This window comes from Micromonospora sp. NPDC049060 (genome assembly GCF_040649055.1).
Taxonomy (GTDB): domain Bacteria; phylum Actinomycetota; class Actinomycetes; order Mycobacteriales; family Micromonosporaceae; genus Micromonospora; species Micromonospora reichwaldensis.
Genome location: NZ_JBEZEV010000003.1, coordinates 51,110 through 72,706 on the forward strand (window position 1 = coordinate 51,110; position 21,597 = coordinate 72,706).

Consider the following 21,597-nt stretch of genomic DNA (forward strand, 5'->3'; position numbering starts at 1 on the left):
CGTGCCTGCGGGGGTGGCAGTCCTGGCCCGAAGGCCTGCGGGGCGGTCGGTCCTGGCCCGGGGCCTGCGGGGTGGTCAGTCCTTGCCGGGCGCCGGGTCGGCCGCGGGCGCGACCACCGGGTCGGCGGCGCGCTCGACGGCCGCCCACGGCTCCTTGCCCGGCGCCTGCGCCCCCACCGGGCAGGTGCGCCGGTAGTCGCACCAGCCGCAGCGCGGGCCCGGCGTGGTCGGGAACGCCTCGTCGGGGTCCTCGCCGTCGGCGACCGCCCGCTCGGCGGCCATGATGTCGCGGGCGGTCTCCTCCGCCCGGGTGAGCTGCCGGGCCAGCGACTCCACGGTGTGCTCGTGCGCGGCCACCGTGCCGGTCGGCAGGTGGTGCAGCTCCACCCGGCGGCACGGCCGGCGGAACACCCGCTCGGCGGCGTACGCGTAGAGCGCCAGCGCCTGCGAGCCGCGCGCGTCGTCGGCGTCCAGCCCGGTGCGACCCGTCTTGTAGTCGACGATCACCAGCTCCGGGCCGTCGGGCCCGGGGCGGGAGTCGATCCGGTCGGCCCGGCCGTTGAAGGCGAGCACCGCGGTCTTGACCGCCACCACCCGCTCCACGCCGAGCGGGTCGGCACCGGGCTCCAGGGTCTCGACGTAGGACTCCAGCCAGCCCAGGGCCCGCCGGTAGGCGGCCCGCTCCTGCTCGTCGTCACGGTAGCCCTCACGCACCCAGGTGCCCTTGAGCAACGAGGCGAGTGCCTCCGGCCGACGCCGCTCGGGGCTCAGGGCATACCAGTTCTTGAGGGCGTTGTGCACGCTCGCGCCGAGGGAGTTGTGCGCCCACGGCGGGCCCTTCTGCGGGGCCGGACGGTCGACGTAGGAGTAGCGGTAGCGGCGGGGGCAGTCGGCATAGGCGCCGAGCTTGCTCGGGGTGCAGACGAAGAGCCGCTCCGGCATGCCCTCGAAGCCGAGCTGCTCGGGCTGGTCGTCGCGCGGCCGGGGCGCCCGGCCGCCGCTGGTGGAGGACCGTCCGGCTGAAGAGGCTCGTCGCACACCGCGATCCTGCCATCCACCCCCGACAGAACCGGCCGCCGGTCAGGTCATGTTGGCGTACTGGGTCACGAACGCGGCCACCGCGTCCGCGATGAGCTGCACCGCGATCGCGGCCAGCAGCAGGCCGGCGATCCGGGTCAGCACCTCGATCCCGCCGGGTCGCAGGATCTTGACGATCCCGCCGGAGAACCGCAGCACGACCCAGACGGTGGCCATCACGGCCACGATCGCGGCGGCGATGGCCGTGACGTCCGCCCCGCCGTCGGCCTGCTGGACGAAGAGCATGGTGGCCACGATGGCACCGGGGCCGGCCAGCAGCGGCGTACCCAGCGGCACCAGGGCGATGTTCGAGGTGACCTGCTGGCTCGGGTCGTCGGCCTTGCCGGTGAGCAGCTCCAGCGCCACCAGGATGAGCAGCAGGCCACCGGCGGCCTGCAACGCCGGCAGGTCCACGTGCAGGTAGTCGAGGAGCGTCTGCCCCGCCACCGCGAAGATCACGATCACGCCCAGCGCCAGGGCGACGGCCTGCCAGGCGGCGCGGTTACGGTCCCGCGCCGTCAGGGGGCCGGTCAGCGCCAGGAAGATGGGCATCATGCCCGGCGGGTCGACGATCACCAGCAGGGTCACGAAGACCTCGCCGAACAGCTTGGCATCCACGTGATCAACGTAGCCGCGCCGCCGGAGGCGGAAACGCGGATCAGCCGGAAGCGACCTCGGTCACTCCGCCCGCCTCGGCGACGATCCGCTCGTACGCCCCGGGGTCGGTGGTGAACGCCCCGAGCCGGACGGTCTTGTGGGTGCCGTGGAAGTCCGACGAGCCGGTCACCAGCAGGCCCAGCTCGCCGGCCAGGGCCCGCACGTGCGCCCGCTCGGCCGGGGAGTGGTCCTCGTGGTCGACCTCCAGCCCCGCCAGCCCGATCGCGGCCAGGTCGGCGATCAGCTCGTCCGGCGCGATCCGCCCCCGCCGGGTGGCCCGGGGGTGGGCGAAGACCGGCACGCCGCCCGCCGCGCGCACGAGCCGGACCGCGCGGAAGACGTCGATGTCCTCCTTGGGCAGCCGGTAGCGCTCGCCCAGCCAGTCCGGCCCGAACGCCTCCGTGGTGGTGGCCACCAGGCCGGCCCGGATCAGCGCCTGCGCGATGTGCGGCCGGCCCACGGTCCCGCCGCCCGCGCCGGTCAGGATCTCCGGCCAGCTCACGTCGATCCCGTCGGCACGCAGCAGCGCCACGATCCGCTCGCCCCGCTCCTCGCGGGCGGCCCGCACCCGGGCCAGCTCCGCGACGAGTTCCGGGGCGTCCGGATCGAAGAGGTACGCCAGCAGGTGCAGCGGCAGCGCCGGCTCCTCGCCGTACCACCGGCAGGAGAGCTCCGCGCCCCGGACCAGGCTGAGCCCGGCCGGCAGCGCCGCCAGGGCCGGCGCCCAGCCGGCCGTGGTGTCGTGGTCGGTGATCGCCACGACGTCCAGCCCCGACTCCGCCGCCGCCCGCACCAGCTCGGCCGGGCTGAGCGTGCCGTCGCTGGCGGTGGAGTGGGTGTGCAGGTCGATCCGCGGTGCCGCGCTCATCGGCCCGACGCTACCGGCCGGCGGCCCGCCCCGGGCGCGCGGGCGCGGTCAGGGACGGCGGTCGCCGCCCACCGGCACCGCGCGTTCTCCGGCGGCCAGGCCGGTCACGGGCACGGACACGGCCATCTCGCCGTCGAGCACGCGGCTCACCTCGACGCGCACCAGGGCGCCGTCGGCGGCCGGATAGTGGGCCGTCCCCTGCGGCGTCCACGCCACCGGCCCGGCCACGGGCGGACCGGCCGGGCGGGTCGCCGGTGCGGCGGCGAGCTGGTCCAGGTCGACCAGCAGCGCGCGGTCCTGCCGGCCCGCCTTCCCGTTGACCAGAAGCCACCGCCCGTCGGCGGACACCCCGCCGGCCGCGTCGCCGGTCAGCGTCGGCCCGCATCCGGTCCGTACCGGTGCGAGGTTCCGGGCCGGGTCGAGCAGTGCGACACAGGGCCGGCGGGGGGTGCCGGCGGACACCAGCGCGACCGCCAGCCCGTCGGGGCGGGTGCCGTAGACGTGCAGGCCCGCGTCTCCCGCGCCGCGCGGCGGACCCGCCGCCGGGCGCCACAGGGCGTGACCGGGCCGGTCGGGGGCGAGGCGGACCAGGACCGTGTCCCCGGCGAAGGCGACCGGCACCGCGTCGGGCGACGCCGGGGTGCGGGCGGCGGCCACGACCTGGGTGCCGACGATCCCCGCGACGACCAGATCCGTCCCCTCCCGCCAGGCGACCTGCCGCCCGTCGGGGCTGAGGACGATGTCCCGCGCCCCGGCCAGGAGCAGGTGTGCCTTGCCGTCCGACAGCACGATCCACAGCGACCGGCCGGCCGCCGTCGTCGCGCCCACCACCGCCCAGCCGGCCCGGTCGGGGAGCCGCTGGGCACGCTCGGCGGCCGTGCCGACGTCGGGCAGGGCGAGCCGCTGCCCACCGGCGGTGACCAGCACGTCGTTGAGGATGAGGTCCACCTCGCCCCGCCCCAGGTCGGTCCGCGGGGCGGCCGACAGCCGCGGGGTCGGGTCCGGCAACGGCGAGGCGTACGGGTCACCGAGCACCACGGTCGGATGGGTGGGTCGCCCGGGCTGCTGCCCGAGCTGGGCCATTCCGGCGCTGACCGTCACGGTGGCCACCGCCGCGAGGGCGATCCCGGTCAACGTCCGCCGGCGCCGGGACCGGTCGGCCCGCCGGATCGCCAGTCCCGCCGGATCGGCGACGAGCGGACGCGCGACGGACACCCGGCGGGCGAACGTCTCCCGTAGCGCCTGCGCCAGCTCGTCCTCGGTCACGGCGAATGGACGCGTCGGGCCTTCGGTCCGGTTGTCACCACGACCGACGGGACGGCTCACCGGTGCTCTCCGGAGCCGGCCGGTACGACCGGGAGGGCGGCCTGCCGGCCGCGCTGCTCGTCACGGGCGGTACGCGACACCGCCCCGGCCCCGGCCCGCGCCCCCGAGGCGACCGGCACCGGATCGCCCACCGACTCGTCGGTCAGCTCGGCGGCCGACGTGGCACGCCCGGCGTCCGACGCCGGAGCAACGGCGGCCGGCTGCGCCGGAAGTCCGGTCGCGGCGCCGCCCGGGGCGGCGGTGACGCCTCCCGACCGGCCCGGGGCGGTGACGCCTCCCGGCCGGCCCGCGGCGGTGACGCCTCCCGACCGACTCGGGGCGGCGGTGGTGGTGCCGTCCGGCCTCCCCGCCGTGGCCGGCGCGACGAGCGGCGACGGGGCGTTCGTCGCCGCGACCACGGCCGCCGCGTCCTCGCCCACCACCATCGTCGGCGCCCCGTAGGCCGTCGACGGGCGGGCCAGCGCGCCGCCGCGGACCGGAGCGGGACGGTCGTTGCCGCCCTGCGCGGGAGCGGGACGGTCGGCGCCGTCGCGGGCGGGGGTGAGGCGGTCGGTGCCGTCGGCCCGTGGCAGGGCCGGGGTCGGGTCGGCCCCGGCCGCCGGCAGGTCGAGGACGGCCTCGGCGCCCATCCGGCGGCGCAGGGTGCCCAGGGCGCGCGACGTCTGGCTCTTGACCGTGCCCGGCGAGATGCCGAGCAGCGCGGCGGTCTGCGCCTCGGACATGTCCTCGTAGAAGCGCAGCACGAGCACCGCCCGCTGCCGGCTGGGCAGCGCGCTCAGGTGACGCCAGAGCAGGTCCCGGTCGAGCTGCTGCTCGATCTCGTCGATCCCGGCCCGCTCCGGCAGCACCTCGGTGGGGCGTTCACCGTGCCAGCGACGCCGCCACCAACTGGTCGAAGTATTGATCATGACACGGCGGGCGTACGGCTCGATCGCCTCGATCCCGCCGAGCCGCTTCCAGGCCAGGTACGTCTTGGTCAACGCGGTCTGCAACAGGTCCTCGGCGGTGGCCCAGTCGCCGCTGAGCAGGTAGGCGGTGCGCAGCAGGGCGCCGGAGCGGGCCGCGACGAAGTCGCGGAACTCCTCCTCCAGGGGATCCCTGCTCACCACCGGCCACCTCCGCGCCCCGTTGTCCTGGCAGGTTGCCATGCCCGGGGTGGTCGGGTCGACGGCGAACGGTGCGCAGTTCCTCCGATGTTCGGACGAAAAGTTTCACGCCCCGTCGTCGGCCTTGGCCTCGTCGGCCTCCTTGCCCAGCCGTGCCTCGACCGCCTGCGGCTCGTACATCTCCTCGACGACACGCAGGTAGAGCTCGTTCGGGTTGGGCAGGTTCTTGATCTCACGCAGCGCCTGCTCCTGACCGGCGGACTCCAGCACGAAGGTGCCGTAGTTGAGCGCCCTGCCGGTCGGGCTCTGCTCGTACTTCATGTCGGTGACCCGGACCAGGGGCATCATCGCGACCCGCCGGGTGATGATGCCGTTGACCACCATCACCCGCTTGTTGGTCAGGATGAAGCGGTCGTACCACCAGTCGGCGACCTTCCAGGCCACCCACCCCATCACGGCGAACCAGAGCAGCACCGCGATCGTGGTGAGCGCGCCCACGTCCTGCCCGGCGAGGAAGCCGGAGAGGTAGCCCAGCACGAAGGTGGCGGCGATGCCGACCAGCAGCGGGGTGGAGAGGTGGATCCAGTGCCGCTTCCACTCGCCCCGGTAGCGCTCGGTCGGGAAGAGGTAGCGCGCCACCAGCGAGCTGGGCTCGTCCTCCAACGGCAGCACCCGGCGGGGCGCCATGCCGGCGGCGTCGGCCCGCAGACCGGCCAGCTCGTCCTCGGAGATCTGCGGTGGCTGGTAGCCGGCCTCCGGGTCACGGACCCAGGCCCGACCGGACCGCCCCTCCCCGGCGTACGCCGGGCCGTCGCCGAAGCCGGCGTCGTCCGAGAGGGAGGGACCGTCGGAGAGGCCCGGACCGGTGCCGTAGCCCGGCCCGTCGTCGGGGCCGATCCGGGGGATCGGCTCCGTGTCCCGCTCCCGGCGCTCCCGATCGGGATCGTCGGGATCGAAGGGTGGACCGGAGGGGTTTCCCATCGGCGGCTAGGCGACGAGGCTGGTGAAGAAGTCGCCGAACCCCTGGGCGATGTCCATGATCCCGCCGCCCAGTGACTTGAACACGTCCGCCGCAGAATTTGGCCGATATGCGACGAAGAAGATCAAGAATGCGATTCCGGCCCAGGTGAGGACCTTCTTGACCATGGCGGGCCATCCTCTCGCGCGGCGCCGGGTCCCATTACCGCAGCGGCACCCAGAGTATCAGTGTGGTGTCGTACAGTGAATATCTGCGTCCGTTCTCCGACATTCCGGGATGCCTGTCAAGCCCTGAGGCCCGTCAAGCCTTCCCGTGCAGATACGGAGACGGTGCGCCGTACACGAGCTCGGGCGGTGTCCACTCGGTCAGGTCGTGCAGCACGACTTCTTCCGCGAGGAGGTGACCCGCACTCGCCGGCCAGGCTATCGCATGGAGCCACAATCCCCGAGCCTCGCCGGCGTACGCGCTTCGATCCGTCGGCGAGTTCACGAGCCACAGTGGAGTCGGATGGCCGGCCACCTTGATCCTGGCCTGCCCGACATGCTCCGGATGCCCCGGGCCGGGATCCGTCAACGCCTGCGCGAGTTCCGGTCCCGGATCCGGGCCGGCCAGGCCCGCGAACCGGGTGCCCAGGCCGACGCCCGGCTCCTCGGCGACGAAGACCAGGTCCGCGGGGCCACCGCCGAGGGGCTCCGGCCCGGCGCAGGCGACCGCCGTGGCGCGCACCCCGGTGCGGTCGTCGCCGGCGTACGCCACACCGGTCATGGTCCAGCCCGTCGGCAGCGGCCACGGGCACCACAGTGGCGTCCTCGGCCGGGTCGGCGGGTCGGCGGCGGCGACGATCCGCTCCACCACGCTGGCCACGATCTCGGTCCCGATGTGCTCGGGCACGTGCAGCGGGGACACCGGCCCGCAGTCCAGGCAGCGCGACTCGGTGTGCATCAGGTCCGGCGCCCGCACCGGTCCACCACATTTCGGGCAACTCACCGCGACACTCACCATCCCACCGTCACCCCCGCACGCCGCCCCGTCAAGCGGAGCGCCGGTTTCGGTGCCGCCGACTCCTCCCGGGGGCGGGGCGGCTCAGGTCTCCCGACGAGCCCGAGGCCGGCGAGCGACGGCGGTCAGCCCGGCAAGCGACGGCAGATATCCGGGGGCGACGCCAGGCAGCCCGGCGAGCGACGCCAGGCAGCCCGGGGAGCGACAGCGGTCAGTCCGGGCGTGGCGGCGGTCAGCCCGGCGGCGGCCCGGCGTGCGTACGGATCCAGGCGTGCATGGCGATGCCGCTGGCCACGCCGGCGTTTATCGACCGGGTGGAGCCGTACTGGGCGATCGAGAAGAGCTGGTCGCAGGCGGCACGCGCCGGATCCGACAGGCCCGGGCCCTCCTGCCCGAACAGCAGGACGCAGCGCCGGGGCAGGGTGGTGGTCTCCAGCGGCCGGGAGCCGGGCAGGTTGTCGATGCCGACGACCGGCAGCTCCCGTCCGGCCGCCCACGCGACGAACTCCTCGATGGTCTCGTGGTGCCGGACGTGCTGGTAGCGGTCGGTCACCATGGCACCGCGCCGGTTCCACCGCCGGCGGCCGACGACGTGCACCTCGGCGGCGAGGAAGGCGTTGGCGTTGCGGACGACAGTGCCGATGTTGAAGTCGTGCTGCCAGTTCTCGATCGCTACGTGGAAGTCGTGCCGTCGCCGGTCCAGGTCGGCCACCACGGCCTCGCGCCGCCAGTAGCGGTACCGGTCGACGACGTTGCGCCGGTCGCCCTCGGCGAGCAGCTCGGGGTCGTACCGCGGGTCGTCCGGCGGGTCCCCGGGCCACGGTCCCACGCCGACGTCGAGCTGGTCTCCGGTCACGGTCACGCAGGGTACGGCCCACGGACCCCGCCCCGGGTCGCGACCCCGGCGCAGGTACCGGACCGGGCCGACGCGGACGGCACCGACCGGGCGGGCGCCCGTCGACCGGGGCGGATGCCGGGTCAACGGGGTCGGACGCGAAGGCCGACCGGGGCGGACGCCGGGTCGGCCGGGGTGGGACGGAGCGACCGGGGCGGTTCAGCGCAGCCCCAACGCGCCGCCGAGCCGGTCGAGGAAGCGGCGGTCGGCGGGGGCCGGCAGCAGCCCGGGGGCTCCGGCCGTCGCCGCCCTGCACACCCGGGCCGCCACCGACTGCACCCACTGCCGGTACGCGGCCGAGTCGGCGGGATCGGCCCGCCGCCGCAGCACCCGGGTCGCGGCCCGGCAGGCGGCGAGCAGGTCCACCACGTCGGTGAGGCGCTCGACGGGATCGCCCGCCCCGTCGTGCCGGGCGTAGATGGCGGCGACCACCGCGCGTACGAGATCGCTGTCGAAGGCCCGGCCGGCCGCGACCGCGTCCAGGCCGGCGAGCCCGGCGGCGACTCCCGGGTGGGGCCGTCCGGGGCCGGGCGCGGCGGCGGCCACGATCACGCGGCCGGGCAGGCTGGTCAGCAGGTCCCACTCGGCGGCGGAGTAGACGGCGGTGGTCAGCGGTGCGGCACGGCGGCCGGCAGAGGACGGCTCTCCGGCGACGGAGTGGCTCATGGGGACCTCCGGCGCCAGCATATGCCCCGGATCGGAAAAAGGGCCCCTACCACCCGGAACCCGGATGAGAAGGGGCCCGTCGGTCAGCGCGGCTCGGGGAAGCTGGGCCGTTCCGGGTCGACGCCCTCGGGCACCGCCGCCGTCGCGTACTCCTTCTTCGGGACCATCACCCGGCGGCGGAAGACGCACACCATCGTGCCGTCCTGGTTGTAGCCCCGGGTCTCCACGGAGACCACGCCCCGGTCGGGCTTGGAGGACGACTCGCGCTTGTCCAGCACGGTGGTCTCGCCGTAGATCGTGTCGCCGTGGAAGGTGGGCGCCACGTGCCGCAGGGACTCCACCTCGAGGTTGGCGATGGCCTTGCCGCTGACGTCGGGCACCGACATGCCCAGCAGCAGCGAGTAGATGTAGTTGCCGACCACCACGTTGCGCTTGAACTGGCTCGCCGTCTCGGCGTAGTGCGCGTCCATGTGCAGCGGGTGGTGGTTCATGGTGAGCAGGCAGAAGAGGTGGTCGTCGTACTCGGTGACCGTCTTGCCGGGCCAGTGCCGGTAGACCGCGCCGACCTCGAACTCCTCGTAGTAGCGGCCGAACTGCATCCTTGTCCCCTTCGACGGGCGGCGATGGAGTTCGGCACAGCATGCCTTATGGAGTGTTAAGGCGAGGCGCGGGGCGCGGGGCGTGCGGAAATGTCACACCGCCACAACCGGGGGGAGACGCAATGAGCGGCGGGGCCCTCCCCGGCACCCGCCGCCCACGCTCTGATGCGGAAGATTCTGCCGTACGGGAAGGCGAACCGAACAGAGACGGAGGTCACATTTACCTTTTCGTAACACTACTGTGCGTGCTCGGCCGACCGGACCTCGGCGATCTCCGCACGCCGGATCGTCGCTTGTCAACCGCCTGATTGCTCATTCGTTCCGGTCAATCGTGTCGATCTCCTTGGAAACGCTCCCATCACGACCGGTCACGCAAATGCGTCGTGCACTTGCGTACCGCAACGGCGAACAGGAACCATCGTCATCGATGTGAACGTGACCTGCGCAACGCCGTGACGAGCACGTTTCGGCGGAAGCGGGCCGGGAATTCCACGAGGTACGCCCTGGTTCCACCAGACGTAGCTATTCCGCGCCGATCGGAGACTTTCATGGCAACCGTAGAGCTGACCACGGCAAACTTCGACGAGGTGACCGGCAGCGACGGCATCGTGCTGGTCGACTTCTGGGCCGACTGGTGCGGCCCGTGCAAGCGGTTCGCCCCGGTCTACGAGCGCTCCTCCGACAAGCACTCCGAGATCGTGTTCGGCAAGGTCGACACCGAGGCGCAGCAGGAGCTGGCCGCCAAGTTCGACGTCCGCTCGATCCCGACCATCATGGCGATCCGCGACGGCGTCATCGTCTTCGCCCAGCCCGGCGCCCTCCCCGAGTCCGCCCTGGAGAACCTGATCGAGCAGGTCCAGGCGCTCGACATGGACGACGTCCGCGAGAAGCTGGCCGGACACAGCCACTGAGCCGCAGCGCTCCACGACGGCCGGGCCCCGACGGGCCCGGCCGTCGTCGTACACCCGCCGGGTGGCGGGGAACGGCCGGCACCCGCATCCCCACCCTGCGCCCGTGGAGACGTCTCCGCCCTGGGCCCGGAACGCGGCAGCCCTGGCCCGCCGGCCAGCGGGAAGTGGCCGTCGGAGGGAGCCGAGGCGGGCGGTACATCCCGTATCGTCACGACCCGATGGAAACCTTGACCACCCGCGGTCGCGCCGTCCGGCTCGCCGTCACCGCCCTCGGCCTGGCCGTCCTGTCGGCCGGCACCGCCTGGGGCACCGACGACCACTTCCCGTTCGGCCCGTTCCGGATGTACTCCACGTCCAACCCGCCGAACTCCCCCGCCCCTGACACCCGCGTCGAGGGCGTGGACAGCAGCGGAGCGGTCGTCGACCTGGGCGAGCGGGCCACCGGCATCCGCCGGGCCGAGATCGAGGGCCAGCAGAGCCGCTACGCCGCCGACCCCGCGCTGCTCACCGAGGTCGCCGACGCGTACGCCGAGCGTCACCCGGACGCGGCGGAGCTGGTCGAGGTCCGCATCGTCATCCGCTGGCACGGCATCCGCGACGGGCGACCCACCGGCCGCTGGACCGACGAGACCGTGGTCGCCTGGCAGGCGGACCGATGAGCCGCTGGTTGACCGAGGCGGTGCCCCGCGGCCGGGTGGCCGCCTTCCGCACGCTGATCTACCTCTTCGTCGCCGCCGACCTGGTCGTCTTCACGCCCTGGGTACGCACCCGGGTGGCGGTGCCCGGCGAGCTCTACCAGCCGCTGCTGGTCGGCCGGGTGCTGCCCCTGCCGACGCCGACCCAGACGCTTGTCACCGTCGTCTTCTGGGCCCTGCTGCTGCTCGCCCTGCTCGCCGCGACCGGCCGGGCACCACGCCTGCTCGGCTGGGCGGTCTTCGCGCTCTACTTCGAGTGGATGATCGTCGCGATGAGCTACGGCAAGGTCGACCACGACCGGTTCGGCCTGCTCGTCGCGCTGGCCGTGCTGCCCACCGCCGGCCGGGCCCGGCACGGCGACACCACCCGCACCGAGGCGGGCGGCTGGGCGCTGCGGGTCACCCAGATCGCGGTCATCTGCACGTACTTCCTGGCCGCCTGGGCCAAGCTGCGCTTCGGCGGGCTGGACTGGCTGACCGGCTCGGTGCTGGCCCGGGCGATCCTGCGGCGCGGCACCGAGCTGGCCGACCTGATCGCCTCGGTGCCGTACCTGCTGATCGTCGCCCAGTTCGGCATCGTCGCGTTCGAGCTGTTCAGCCCGGTGGTGTTCCTGCTCAGGGAACGCTGGCGGCTGGCCACGGTGGGCTTCTTCTACTCGTTCCACCTGGTCACCGTCGCGACCATCACGATCTCGTTCGCCCCGCACCTCGCCGCGATGACCAGCTTCCTGCCGCTGGAGCGGGTCCGGCCGATCGTCTGGGCGCGCCGGCTGCTCACCCGCCGGGGACGGGACACCGCAGCGCCCGCCGGCGCCGCGCCGGCACTCGCGGGTCAGGCGTCGGCGGCCGGGCGACCGGACGGTCCGTAGAGGCGCTCCCGCGCCTCCTGCGGCAGCGCGCAGGCGGCCGTGCCACCAGGCAGCCGGTGCCGGTTTCGGGCCACCCAGCGGTACGCGGGCCAGGCGGCGGCGCGTACCGGCGGGAAGGCGAGGCCAGCGCCCGCGACCCGCCAGAGCGGACCGCTGTCGCGGAGCAGCCTGGCGATGGCGTCCGGACCGGCCGCGCGGGAGCCGTCGGCGCCCACCCACTGCACCGCCTCCTCGCACTCGGCCTCGCTCAGGCCCAGCGCGTCGAGGTCGGCGAACTGCCACGGCACCACCCGCACGCCCGTCGGAATGCGCCGGTCGATGAACTCGGCGCACCGGGTGCAGAACGCGCAGTCCCCGTCGTAGACGAACGTCGACCTCTCCATGCCCCCCATCCTCCACCCGCCGGGCGCGCGCGGTGCCGCGAGGTGGGCGGGAACACGGCGGGTCGCTTGCGCTCTGCTCGTACGCGTGTTCGAATGAGGGCCATGCGCTGGGACAACCTCGCCGCTCCCCCGGACGAGGGAGTCCCCGACCGGGCAGCGCCGGCGACACCACCCCTGCCGCTGGCGCTGCCCGGAGCAGTCGCCCGCACCTTCGACACGCCGGGCTTCGCCGGCATGACGTTCTACGAGGTGCAGGCCAAGTCGATCATCAACAAGGTGCCCGGCACGTCCCGGGTCCCGTTCGAGTGGACGATCAACCCCTACCGCGGATGCAGTCATGCATGCAGATACTGCTTTGCGCGTAACACGCACACCTATCTCGACCTCGACGCCGGGGACGACTTCGACCGGAAGGTCATCGTCAAGGTCAACGCCGGTGAGCTGGTCCGGCGGGAGCTGGCCGCGCCGCGCTGGCGGGGCGCGCCCGTCGCGATGGGCACCAACGTCGACTGCTACCAGCGGGCCGAGGGGCGCTACCAGCTCATGCCGCAGATCATCGCGGCGCTGCGCGACTTCGCGAACCCGTTCTCGATCCTCACCAAGGGCACGCTGATCCTGCGTGACCTGCCGCTGCTGCGCCAGGCCGCCGAGGTCACCCGGGTCGGCGTGTCGTACTCGGTGGGCTTCGTCGACGAGCGGCTCTGGCGGGCGGTGGAGCCGGGCACCCCCAGCCCGAGGCGGCGGCTCGACGCCGTACGGGCGCTGGCCGACGCCGGCTTCGACGTCGGTGTGCTGATGGCGCCGATCCTGCCCGGGCTCAGCGACGACGACGAGTCGATCGACGCGACCGTGGCGGCCATCGCCGCCGCCGGGGCGACCAGCGCGACGCCGCTGGCGCTGCACCTGCGCCCGGGTGCCCGGGAGTGGTACGCGCGCTGGCTGGGTCGCGAGTTCCCGCACCTGGTCCCCCGCTACCGCGAGCTCTACCGCTCCGGCGCGTACGCCCCGCAGTCCTACCAGCGGGAACTGACGGCGCGGGTGCGCATCGCGGCACGCCGGCACGGGCTGCCCCGGAGCGAACGCGGCGACGACCACCGCCGCACCGAACCAGCGCCCGCGCCGCCGCCCGCCGAGCAGCTCACTCTCTTGTAGACGGCTGCCGATACGCTGCCGGCGTGCGGGAGACGATCGTCCGGGCGCTCCGCCGGCAGCGGGTCACGACGGCGGTCGCGGTACTCCTCGGGCTGCTCTGGGGCGTGCTGACCGGGTGGGCGTCGCGGACCGGCGGCCCCGCCGCCCTGCTCATGCTGCCGCCGCTGCTGATGCTGGCGTGGAGCCTGGTGCCGATCTTCGGACGGCCGGGCACAGCCGACCTGCGGGTGGACGAGCACGAGCCCGCCTTCTTCAGCGCCCCCAGGTTCCGGACGAACTACCGCTGCGCCATCCTCGGCTTCCTCGCGTACCAGGTGACCTACCCCGCCCTCGCGAGCCCCGACGAGTTCTGGTGGATCTACCCGAGCATCTCCGGCCCGCTGACCGTCGTGCTGACGGTCGCCCACTGGCGACGGGTGCCGGGGGTCGCGCTGACCCCGACGGGAATCACCGCCGGCGACCCGCTGCGGCACGTCCACGTGCCGTGGGAGGCGCTGGCCCCGGCGGCCTGGGTCTACCCGCTACGGATCGGCTCGCTCCGGCTGCCGGTGCGGAGTCCGGAGTCGGTCCGTCGCGGCGGCATCATCCGGCGTCGCCAGGTGGACGTGGAGACCTGGGGCCTGGATGTCGCGCCGGAGCTGCTGGCCGGGGCGATCGCGCACTACGCCGCCCACCCGGAACACCGCGCGGCGATCGGCACGCCCGAGGAGTACGCCCGGCTGCGTCACGTGCTCGCGGGCGGCGGCTGAGCGACGGGGTTAGAGTCGGCGGGTGCGCTCCGCTCAGCAGATCCTCGCCGACTCCGCCGTGATCGCCGTCGTGGGCGCCTCCCGCGACCCGCGCAAGGCCGCGCACAGCGTGCCGTTGCAGATGCAGCGGCACGGCTGGCGGATCATTCCGGTGAACCCGACGGCCGACGAACTCTTCGGCGAGCGGGTCTACCGGTCGCTTGCCGACATCCCGCACCCGGTCGATCTTGTCGACGTGTTCCGGCCGGCGCAGGACGCGGTCGACGTGGTGCGCGAGGCGGTGGCGATCGGCGCCCCGGCGGTCTGGTTGCAGCTCGGCATCGTCTCGGCCGAGGCGCGGCGGATCGCCACGGAGGCGGGCGTCGACTACGTCGAGGACCGCTGCCTGATCGTCGAGCGCGCCGCCGCCGGCCTGACCCGGCTGGGCTGACCGGGTTCGGGGAATCCCGGCACTGCGGTCAGTCCCGCCCGCCGTGGCGGTTGCACGAGTCGGCTGGGCGGCGGGTCAGGCCCGCACGTTGTCGACGGCTCGTACCCTGCGGTCATGTCTTTCCGCCTGTCCGGCCGGCTGCCGAAGCGCGACGACGGGCTCTGGCCGCGGCGGCTGCTGGCCGCGACGGTGGCCGCAATGGTGACGGTGCCGGTGGCCGCCGCGCTGTTCCGGGTTCCCCGGTTCGATCCCGATGTCTGTGTCTTCTGGCTCTTCGTCGGTGTGACCGCGCTGCTGCGGCGGTGGTGTCCGCGGCAGGACGCCCGGCTGGTCTGGCGGGAACGGGTGGCCGGCCTCGACGGCACGGAGCCCGGTCTGGTCGCTCGGCGGTCCCTGGCCGGCTGGGTCGACCTCGTCACCGCCCTGGCCTGGGCGACGGCGGTGATGCTGGTGGTGACGATGACGCTGCCCGCCGACCCGCAGTGGGCCCGGGTCGTACGGCTGGTGCTCCTGGTCGCGGTGGCGGCAGCGGGCGGTGTCGTCGCCTATTCCGGCGTGCGGTTCACCGGGCGGTTGGCGCTCACGGCGAGCGGGATCAGACACGGCCGCCGACGGTACGACTGGTCCAACATCGACCGGGTGAGCCTGCACCGGGAGGACGGCCGGCTCGCCGGAGTGCGGCTGCGGCCGAGGGTGCGGCGGTCGTTCGAGCCGGCGCCCGTGGTCGGCGGGCGGGACGTGGCGGTGCCGGAGCAGCGCCTGGCGGCCGCGATCGAGGCGTACCGGGAACGACCGCAGGTGCTGGCGGCGGGGCCGGTCACCGCACCTGAGCCCGCCGCCGGTGCCGACGTGTCAGGAAGGGCACCTTCCTCTACCTGAGGCGTCAGGAAGGTGCCCTTCCTTACCTCAGAGCTTGTACTGCTTGAGGAGGCCGCGGGAGATGATGGTCTTCTGGATCTCCGAGGTGCCCTCGCCGATGAGCAGGAACGGGGCCTCCCGCATCAGGCGCTCGATCTCGTACTCCTTGGAGTAGCCGTAGCCGCCGTGGATGCGGAACGCCTCCTGGACGACCTCGGCGCAGTACTCCGAGGCGAGCAGCTTGGCCATGCCGGCCTCGACGTCGTTGCGCTGGCCGGCGTCCTTGAGGCGGGCGGCGTTGACCATGAGCGCGTGGGCTGCCTCGATCTTGGTGCCCATCTCGGCGAGCTTGAACGCGACGGCCTGGTGCTTCGCGAGCGGCTGGCCGAAGGTGTGGCGCTGCTGGGCGTACGCGACGGCGAGTTCGAAGGCGCGGATGGAGATGCCGCAGGCGCGAGCGGCCACGTTGACCCGGCCGACCTCGATGCCGTCCATCATCTGGTAGAAGCCGCGGCCGACCTTCTCCGCGCCGCCGAGGACGGCGGACTCGGGGACGGTCACGCCGTCGAGCACCATCTCGGTGGTCTCGACGCCCTTGTAGCCCATCTTGTCGATCTTGCCGGGGATGGTCAGGCCGGGCGCGGTCTCGCCGAAGCCGGGCTCCTTCTCCAGCAGGAAGGTGCTCATGTTGCCGTAGACCGAGTCGGCGCCCGTGTCGGTCTTGACCAGGGTCGCCACCACGGAGGAGTACGCCCCGTTGGTCAGCCACATCTTCTGGCCGTTGATCACGTACCGGTCGCCGTCGCGGACGGCCTTCGACTTGATCGCGGAGACGTCGGAGCCGCACTCGGGCTCGGACATCGAGAAGGCGCCACGCACCTCGCCGGTCGCCATCTTCGGCAGCAGCCGGGCCTTCTGCTCGGCGGAGCCGTGCTGGGAGACCAGGTACGCGACGATGAAGTGGGTGTTGACGATGCCGGAGATCGACATCCAGCCCCGCGACAGCTCCTCGACCACCAGCGCGTAGGTGAGCAGGGATTCGCCGAGCCCGCCGTACTCCTCGTCGATGGTGAGACCGAAGAGGCCCATCTCGCGCATCCCGTCGAGGATGTCGCTCGGGTACTCGTCGGCGTGCTCCAGCCGCTGCGCGTGCGGGATGATCTCCTTGTCGGCGAACTCCCGGACGGTCTCCAGGATCGACCGCTGCACATCGGTCAGGCCGGGCGTCTGGGCGAGTCGGGCCATCTCAGCCTCCGGGGGTCGGCGCCTTACTCATGGGTAACTGAACGCTCCGTCAGTATTGGCCGCACGGCGGTCGAGGCCAAGGTGACCAGTCCACACAACCGCTGTGAAAAGGTTCACCGCTGCGGGTAGCGTCCGGCAAGAGGGGACGCGATCCGCCACCGGCAGGAGGAGACCGTGAGCCAGCCACCGTCGTCGGGGCCGCCCGATCCGGACCGGTCGCCGTCACCCTGGGAGCCCCCGCCGGGGCACGACCCGTCGAGCTACGAGCCCCCACCGGAGCCGCCGTCGTACGGGCCGCCGGCCCACGAGCAGCCGCCCTACGAACCGCCGTCCTACGAGCCGCCGTCCTACGAGCCGCCGGCCCACCAGCAGCCCGCATACGGGCAGCCCAGCTACGAGCAGCCCGGCGAACCGCCGCACGGGCAGCAGTGGGGGCACCAGCCCCCGTACACCCCGCAGACGCCCTACGGGCAGTACGGCCCGCCGTCCGGTCCCCGGGCCGGCGGGACGAACGTGCTCGCCATCCTCTCGCTGGTCTTCGCGTTCGTCTTCTCCCCGATCGGCATCGTCCTCGGGCACCTGGCCAAGCGGCAGATCCGCACGACGGGCGAGGAGGGCGACCAGCTCGCCACGTGGGGCCTCATCCTCAGCTACGTCATCACCGGGCTCGGCGTGCTGGCCTGCTGCGGCTGGATCGCGCTGATCGCCCTCGCCGGCAACAACGGCCCCAACTACTGAGCCCGCAGATCAGCGGAACTCAGCCTCACGGACGCTGTTGCCGCCGTCCACCACCAGCATCTGCCCGGTGATGTACGAGGCGGCCGGCGAGCAGAGGAAGACGATCGCCGCGGCCACCTCGTCCGGTGTGCCGGGGCGGCCGACCGGGGTGCCGAGGCCCTGCCGGATCTCCGCCACCGTGGAGGCCGCGGTGTGGATGGTGCCCGGTGCGACGGCGTTGACGGTCACCCCGTCGGCGATCATCTCCATCGCCAGCGCCCGGGTCAGTCCGACCACGCCCGCCTTGGCCGCCGCGTAGGCCGCCTCGGTGGGCAGGGCGTTGACCGGCCCGGCGGTGGCCGACAGGTTGACGATCCGGCCCCAGCCCCGCTCGGCCATGCCGCCGATGAAGGCGCGGCTGCACAGGAACGCGGTGGTGAGGTTGCGGTCGATCTCACCGCGCCACTCGTCGTAGCTGAGCTGGGCGACCGGTCGCAGCACCTCGGGGCTGGCCCGGCTGGCCAGGCCCGCGTTGTTGACCAGCACCTCGACGTCCCCGAGCTGCTCGGCGACCGCGTCGGCGAGCGCGCCCACCTCCGACTCGTCGGTGAGGTCGGCGACGAAGCCGGTCACGCCCAGCTCGCCGGCCCGGTCGTGGATGCGTCGGGTGGTGGAGACGATGGCCACCCGGGCGCCGAGGTCGGCCAGCCGGCGGGCCGTCGCGTACCCGATGCCGTCCGGGCTGCCCGCCCCGGTGACCAGGGCGACCTTCCCGTCGAGGCGCAGGGTCACCGGGTCCGGCAGCGGCGCGGGCTCGTCGATGCCGGCGGTGCCCGGCTGGGCGGCGGCGCGGGTGCGCCGGGCCACGCCGGGGCGGCTCGCGTCCCGTCTCGGTCGGCTGCCGGAGCGGTCCGCGGCTCGCGCGTCAATCACCATGCCAGGATCCTGCCCGCTTCCTCCGGCCCGGGCAACGCGGCACACCCGGTGGTGACACCTCGGGGTCTGGGCAGGCCTGACTACCCTGACGGGCGCACCCCGCACCCTACGGAGCAGACGAATGACATATCCCCCGCCCTCCGGCGGCTGGAACGACCCCGCGTGGTCGGGCCAGCAGTCGAGCCCACCCGCCGACCCCGCCCTCCCGGTGAGCGGTCAACCCGTCCCCGCCCAGCCCACCGGCCCCGACCCGTACGCCCCGGACCCGTACGCGGGCGGCGACCCGTACGCCGGGATGAAGCACGCCGCCGGGCAGCCCGGGCCCGCCGCCTACCCGCCGGCCTACCCGAACTACGGCTACGCGCCCTCGTTGAGGACCAACGGCCTGGCCATCGCCGCACTGGTGCTCGCCCTGGTCGGCATCGGCTCCTGCGTCACCGCGCCGATCGGCGCGATCCTCGGCCACGTCGCGCAGAAGCAGATCCGGGAGACCGGCGAGGGCGGCGAGGGCATGGCGAAGGCCGGCATCATCGTCGGCTGGATCGTCACCGGCCTCTACCTGCTGGTGGTCCTCTTCTACGTCGCGATCATCATCTTCGCGATCTCCCAGGCCGACACCGGCGGCACCAACTACTGACGCGACGGTGCCGCCCCGGCGCGGACCGGGGCGGCACGGATGTCGGGAGGGGCGGGGACTACTCCGCCGGCGGGGTGAAGGACGAGGTACGGGTCATGCCCGCGGCCCGGCCCTTCGCCGCCACCACGAGGGCCATCTTGCGGGACGCCTCGTCGATCATCTCGTCGCCGAGCATCACCGCGCCCAGCCGGCCGCCCGCCTCCGACGTGTAGTGCTCGTACGCGTCGAGGATCAGCTCGGCGTGGTCGTAGTCGGCCTGGGCCGGCGAGTAGACCTCGTTCGCGGCGTCGATCTGGCCCGGGTGCAGCACCCACTTGCCGTCGAAGCCGAGCGCCGCCGAGCGCTTGGCCACCTCGCGGAACGCGTCCACGTCGCGGATCTGCAGGAACGGGCCGTCGATGGCCTGCTTGTCGTGCATCCGGGCCGCCATCAGGATGCGCATGAGGATGTAGTGGTAGGGGTCGCCCGGGTAGTCCGGGATGAGCGCGCCGACCACCAGGGACTTCATGTTGATCGAGGCCATGAAGTCGGCCGGACCGAAGATGATGGTCTCGACCCGGGGCGAGGCGGCCGCGATGGCGTCGATGTTGACCAGGCCGGCCGCGTTCTCGATCTGCGCCTCGATGCCGATCCGGCCGACCTCCAGACCGAGCGTCTTCTCCAGCTGGGTCAGGGTCATGTCGAGCCACTGCACCTGGGCCGCGTTCTGCACCTTGGGCAGCATGACGCAGTCGAGGTTGGCGCCGGCACCCTCCACCACGTCGATGACGTCCCGGTAGGTCCACGGCGTGGTCAGGTCGTTGACCCGGACGACGCGGGTCTTGCCTGACCAGTCGCCCTCGTTGAGCGCCGCGACGATGTTCTTCCGGGCGTCGGGCTTGGCGAGCGGGGCGACCGCGTCCTCCAGGTCCAGGAAGACCTGGTCGGCCGGGAGCCCCTGGGCCTTGCCGAGCATCTTGACGCTGGAGCCGGGTACCGCGAGGCAGGACCGACGGGGGCGACCGACTGCGGCCATGGATGCGCTCCTTCCAGCGTGCGCGGGCACGCCGACGTCACCTGACGAAATGCGAGGGCTTGACGATCCCAAAGGTCTTTGTGACGCCACGGTAACCTCGTGCCGTGACCGGGGTGAATGGACCTGTGGAAGATCTCACTGGGCGTCGGATCGTGGTGGTGACCGGGGCCAGCTCGGGCATCGGGCTGGCGGCCGCCGTCGACCTGGCGCGCCGCGGTGACCAGGTGGTACTGGTCGGCCGCGACCCGGCCCGGCTCCAGGCCGCGGCGGAACAGGTGCGGGAGGCGTCCGGCGAGCGACCGGAGCTGTTCCGGGCCGACTTCGCGGTCCTGGACGACGTCCGCCGGCTGGCCGGCAAGCTGCGCGAGGCGTACGACCGGATCGACGTGCTCGCCAACAACGCCGGGGCGATCGCGCTCCAGCCCCTCACCACGGTCGACGGCTTCGAGCTGTCGATCCAGGCCAACCACCTGGCCCCGTTCCTGCTCAGCAACCTGCTGCGCGACCGGATCGGCCGGATGGTGGTGACCGCCTCCGGCGCGCACCGCAGCGGCGTGCTCGACCCGGCCGACCTGAACGCCGCGCTGCGCCGCTACCGGCCGATGCAGGCGTACGGCACCAGCAAGCAGGCGAACATCCTCTTCACGGCCGAGGCGGCCCGGCGCTGGCCGGAGATCCCCGCGTACTCCTTCCATCCGGGGGTGGTGCGCAGCCGGTTCGGCAACGACAACCGGCTGGTCGCCCTGGGCATGCGGATCCTGCCGCTGCGCAGCCCGGAGAAGGGCGCGGAGACGCTGGTCTGGCTGGCCAACCAGGACCCGGAGCGGCTGATCACGGGCGGCTACTACATCGACCGACGGCTGCGCCGACCGCTGCCCAGGGCGTCCGACCCGCAGCTCGCCGCCCGGCTCTGGACGGCCAGCGCCGAGGCGGTCGGCGTCGCCGGATAACGGTGTCGCCCGCGACCGGAGCGCTGCCATACTCCGCCCCATGACGACGGGGAACGACACCGACGGGCACGGAGACGCGGGCGGGCACGGGGACGCGGGCGGCGGCGTCCTGCGGGTGCTCCGCGAGGACAAGGAGCTCCAGGCGCGGCTCGACGCGGAGCTGACCGCCTTCAACAACCGGGCGACCGGCGCGGACGACGAGGCCGGCCTCTGCGTCCGGGTCGACGACGCCGGCGGCGAGCTGGTGGCCGGCCTGACCGGGTGGACCTGGGGCGGCTGCGCCGGGATCGACATGGTGTGGGTGCGCGAGGGCCGCCGCGCCGAGGGTTGGGGCGGCCGGCTGCTGCGGGCCGCCGAGGACGAGGCCCGCCGGCGCGGCTGCACGGAGCTCTCGGTCTCCTCGTTCTCGTTCCAGGCACCGGAGTTCTACCGCCGGCACGGCTACCTCGACACGGGCCGCCGGGAGGGCATCCCCGGCGGCCACGTCGACCACCACTTCTTCAAGTCGCTGGTCACCGACCCGGCCGCCGCCGTGCGCCTGGTGGCGCTGGTGGAGCTGGCCCCCGACTCGGTCGAGGCCGGCCAGCGGTACGAGGACGCGGTGCTCGGCCTGCTCGGGCGGCACGGCGGGCGGCTGGAGCGTCGGCAGCGCACCGGCGACGGGCGTACGGAGGTGCACCTGATCCGGTTCGACACCCGCGACGGCTACGACGGTTTCCTTGCCGATCCGGAGCGGGTGGCGCTGCGCGGTGAGCTGGGCGACGCCGCCCCGGCCACCCGGGTGCTGGAGGTCCACGAGGTCTGAGGCGGCGCGGGAGCGGGTCGGCTCGCTCCACGTCGGCGGGCGTGTTCACTGTGGACGGTCTGCTACGGTGCAA

General features: G+C 73.4%; 26 protein-coding genes. 11 read left to right on the forward strand and 15 right to left on the reverse strand.

Translation table 11 applies throughout. The annotated features are described in order from the left end of the window. Window positions 1-75: 75 nt before the first annotated feature. The 11 genes from AB0B83_RS02115 to AB0B83_RS02165 all read right to left on the reverse strand — a co-directional run bounded on the left by AB0B83_RS02115 (window position 76) and on the right by AB0B83_RS02165 (window position 9,172). Window positions 76-1,038 (reverse strand): PD-(D/E)XK nuclease family protein, encoded by a 963-nt coding sequence (locus tag AB0B83_RS02115; RefSeq protein ID WP_357576584.1) that lies wholly within the window; start codon window positions 1,036-1,038, stop codon window positions 76-78. A gap of 42 nt (window positions 1,039-1,080) precedes the next feature. Next, window positions 1,081-1,695 (reverse strand): MarC family protein, encoded by a 615-nt coding sequence (locus AB0B83_RS02120; RefSeq protein ID WP_357576585.1) that lies wholly within the window; start codon window positions 1,693-1,695, stop codon window positions 1,081-1,083. Window positions 1,696-1,735: 40 nt separating this feature from the next. Further along, window positions 1,736-2,602, reverse strand: a complete 867-nt coding sequence (locus AB0B83_RS02125) for a PHP domain-containing protein (RefSeq protein ID WP_357576586.1) — start codon at window positions 2,600-2,602, stop codon at window positions 1,736-1,738. Window positions 2,603-2,650: 48 nt separating this feature from the next. Then, on the reverse strand, window positions 2,651-3,868 hold the full coding sequence (locus AB0B83_RS02130; RefSeq protein ID WP_357576587.1) for a hypothetical protein: 1,218 nt from the start codon (window positions 3,866-3,868) through the stop codon (window positions 2,651-2,653). 56 nt (window positions 3,869-3,924) lie between these two features. Next, window positions 3,925-5,034 (reverse strand): SigE family RNA polymerase sigma factor, encoded by a 1,110-nt coding sequence (locus tag AB0B83_RS02135; RefSeq protein WP_357576588.1) that lies wholly within the window; start codon window positions 5,032-5,034, stop codon window positions 3,925-3,927. Window positions 5,035-5,139: 105 nt separating this feature from the next. Further along, window positions 5,140-6,015: a PH domain-containing protein gene (locus AB0B83_RS02140; RefSeq protein ID WP_132231592.1), complete on the reverse strand. Its 876-nt coding sequence runs from the start codon at window positions 6,013-6,015 to the stop codon at window positions 5,140-5,142. Between the two features lie 6 nt (window positions 6,016-6,021). Beyond that, window positions 6,022-6,180 carry a hypothetical protein gene (locus AB0B83_RS02145; protein WP_007455302.1) on the reverse strand — a complete coding sequence of 53 codons (159 nt, stop codon included), beginning with the start codon at window positions 6,178-6,180 and terminating at the stop codon, window positions 6,022-6,024. A 133-nt stretch (window positions 6,181-6,313) separates the two neighbouring features. After that, window positions 6,314-7,015, reverse strand: a complete 702-nt coding sequence (locus AB0B83_RS02150) for a DUF6758 family protein (protein WP_327030417.1) — start codon at window positions 7,013-7,015, stop codon at window positions 6,314-6,316. 229 nt (window positions 7,016-7,244) lie between these two features. Then, complete coding sequence (locus tag AB0B83_RS02155) at window positions 7,245-7,868, reverse strand: RNA methyltransferase (protein WP_311410700.1); 624 nt, start codon at window positions 7,866-7,868, stop codon at window positions 7,245-7,247. Window positions 7,869-8,066: 198 nt separating this feature from the next. Beyond that, a complete protein-coding gene (locus tag AB0B83_RS02160; RefSeq protein WP_357576589.1) occupies window positions 8,067-8,594 on the reverse strand; it encodes a hypothetical protein in 528 nt (175 codons plus the stop codon). A 62-nt stretch (window positions 8,595-8,656) separates the two neighbouring features. After that, complete coding sequence (locus AB0B83_RS02165; protein WP_132231598.1) at window positions 8,657-9,172, reverse strand: MaoC family dehydratase; 516 nt, start codon at window positions 9,170-9,172, stop codon at window positions 8,657-8,659. A gap of 548 nt (window positions 9,173-9,720) precedes the next feature. Here AB0B83_RS02165 and trxA point away from each other — a divergent pair. The 3 genes from trxA (at window position 9,721) to AB0B83_RS02180 (ending at window position 11,647) form a co-directional block, all read left to right on the forward strand. Beyond that, on the forward strand, window positions 9,721-10,083 hold the full coding sequence (gene trxA / locus AB0B83_RS02170) for a thioredoxin (protein ID WP_151454943.1): 363 nt from the start codon (window positions 9,721-9,723) through the stop codon (window positions 10,081-10,083). Between the two features lie 218 nt (window positions 10,084-10,301). Next, on the forward strand, window positions 10,302-10,742 hold the full coding sequence (locus AB0B83_RS02175; RefSeq protein WP_357576590.1) for a hypothetical protein: 441 nt from the start codon (window positions 10,302-10,304) through the stop codon (window positions 10,740-10,742). Continuing rightward, a complete protein-coding gene (locus tag AB0B83_RS02180) occupies window positions 10,739-11,647 on the forward strand; it encodes an HTTM domain-containing protein (protein WP_357576591.1) in 909 nt (302 codons plus the stop codon). Before AB0B83_RS02175 ends, AB0B83_RS02180 begins: the two co-directional genes overlap by 4 nt. Here AB0B83_RS02180 and AB0B83_RS02185 read toward each other — a convergent pair. Beyond that, window positions 11,611-12,030, reverse strand: a complete 420-nt coding sequence (locus tag AB0B83_RS02185) for a DUF393 domain-containing protein (protein WP_311410661.1) — start codon at window positions 12,028-12,030, stop codon at window positions 11,611-11,613. The genes AB0B83_RS02180 and AB0B83_RS02185 overlap by 37 nt on opposite strands. A 102-nt stretch (window positions 12,031-12,132) precedes the next feature. Here AB0B83_RS02185 and AB0B83_RS02190 point away from each other — a divergent pair, with 102 nt between their 5' ends. From AB0B83_RS02190 to AB0B83_RS02205, 4 genes are all read left to right on the forward strand, one after another. Then, window positions 12,133-13,182: an Rv2578c family radical SAM protein gene (locus AB0B83_RS02190; RefSeq protein WP_357576692.1), complete on the forward strand. Its 1,050-nt coding sequence runs from the start codon at window positions 12,133-12,135 to the stop codon at window positions 13,180-13,182. A 23-nt stretch (window positions 13,183-13,205) separates the two neighbouring features. After that, a complete protein-coding gene (locus AB0B83_RS02195) occupies window positions 13,206-13,931 on the forward strand; it encodes a hypothetical protein (RefSeq protein WP_357576592.1) in 726 nt (241 codons plus the stop codon). A gap of 22 nt (window positions 13,932-13,953) precedes the next feature. Then, window positions 13,954-14,361 carry a CoA-binding protein gene (locus AB0B83_RS02200; protein ID WP_357576593.1) on the forward strand — a complete coding sequence of 136 codons (408 nt, stop codon included), beginning with the start codon at window positions 13,954-13,956 and terminating at the stop codon, window positions 14,359-14,361. A gap of 114 nt (window positions 14,362-14,475) precedes the next feature. Beyond that, window positions 14,476-15,240 (forward strand): hypothetical protein, encoded by a 765-nt coding sequence (locus tag AB0B83_RS02205; RefSeq protein WP_357576594.1) that lies wholly within the window; start codon window positions 14,476-14,478, stop codon window positions 15,238-15,240. 27 nt (window positions 15,241-15,267) lie between these two features. Here AB0B83_RS02205 and AB0B83_RS02210 read toward each other — a convergent pair whose 3' ends face one another. Next, the gene (locus tag AB0B83_RS02210) at window positions 15,268-16,464 is read right to left on the reverse strand and encodes an acyl-CoA dehydrogenase family protein (RefSeq protein WP_357576595.1); all 1,197 of its coding nucleotides are present in this window, start codon (window positions 16,462-16,464) and stop codon (window positions 15,268-15,270) included. A 174-nt stretch (window positions 16,465-16,638) separates the two neighbouring features. Between AB0B83_RS02210 and AB0B83_RS02215 the strand changes: the two genes are divergently transcribed. After that, window positions 16,639-17,202 (forward strand): DUF4190 domain-containing protein, encoded by a 564-nt coding sequence (locus AB0B83_RS02215; RefSeq protein WP_357576596.1) that lies wholly within the window; start codon window positions 16,639-16,641, stop codon window positions 17,200-17,202. Window positions 17,203-17,211: 9 nt separating this feature from the next. Here AB0B83_RS02215 and AB0B83_RS02220 read toward each other — a convergent pair whose 3' ends face one another. Then, complete coding sequence (locus AB0B83_RS02220; RefSeq protein WP_311410655.1) at window positions 17,212-18,117, reverse strand: SDR family NAD(P)-dependent oxidoreductase; 906 nt, start codon at window positions 18,115-18,117, stop codon at window positions 17,212-17,214. Window positions 18,118-18,238: 121 nt separating this feature from the next. Here AB0B83_RS02220 and AB0B83_RS02225 point away from each other — a divergent pair, with 121 nt between their 5' ends. Continuing rightward, on the forward strand, window positions 18,239-18,754 hold the full coding sequence (locus AB0B83_RS02225; protein WP_357576597.1) for a DUF4190 domain-containing protein: 516 nt from the start codon (window positions 18,239-18,241) through the stop codon (window positions 18,752-18,754). 58 nt (window positions 18,755-18,812) lie between these two features. On the opposite strand, the gene AB0B83_RS02230 is transcribed toward AB0B83_RS02225, so the two are convergent. After that, window positions 18,813-19,769, reverse strand: coding sequence for a CoA ester lyase (locus AB0B83_RS02230; RefSeq protein WP_132231620.1), 957 nt, complete (start codon window positions 19,767-19,769; stop codon window positions 18,813-18,815). A gap of 125 nt (window positions 19,770-19,894) precedes the next feature. On the opposite strand from AB0B83_RS02230, the gene AB0B83_RS02235 reads away from it, so the two are divergent. Both AB0B83_RS02235 and AB0B83_RS02240 read left to right on the forward strand, forming a co-directional pair. Further along, the gene (locus tag AB0B83_RS02235; protein ID WP_357576598.1) at window positions 19,895-20,719 is read left to right on the forward strand and encodes an SDR family NAD(P)-dependent oxidoreductase; all 825 of its coding nucleotides are present in this window, start codon (window positions 19,895-19,897) and stop codon (window positions 20,717-20,719) included. A 40-nt stretch (window positions 20,720-20,759) separates the two neighbouring features. Beyond that, a complete protein-coding gene (locus AB0B83_RS02240; RefSeq protein WP_357576599.1) occupies window positions 20,760-21,524 on the forward strand; it encodes a GNAT family N-acetyltransferase in 765 nt (254 codons plus the stop codon). Window positions 21,525-21,597: the final 73 nt, after the last annotated feature.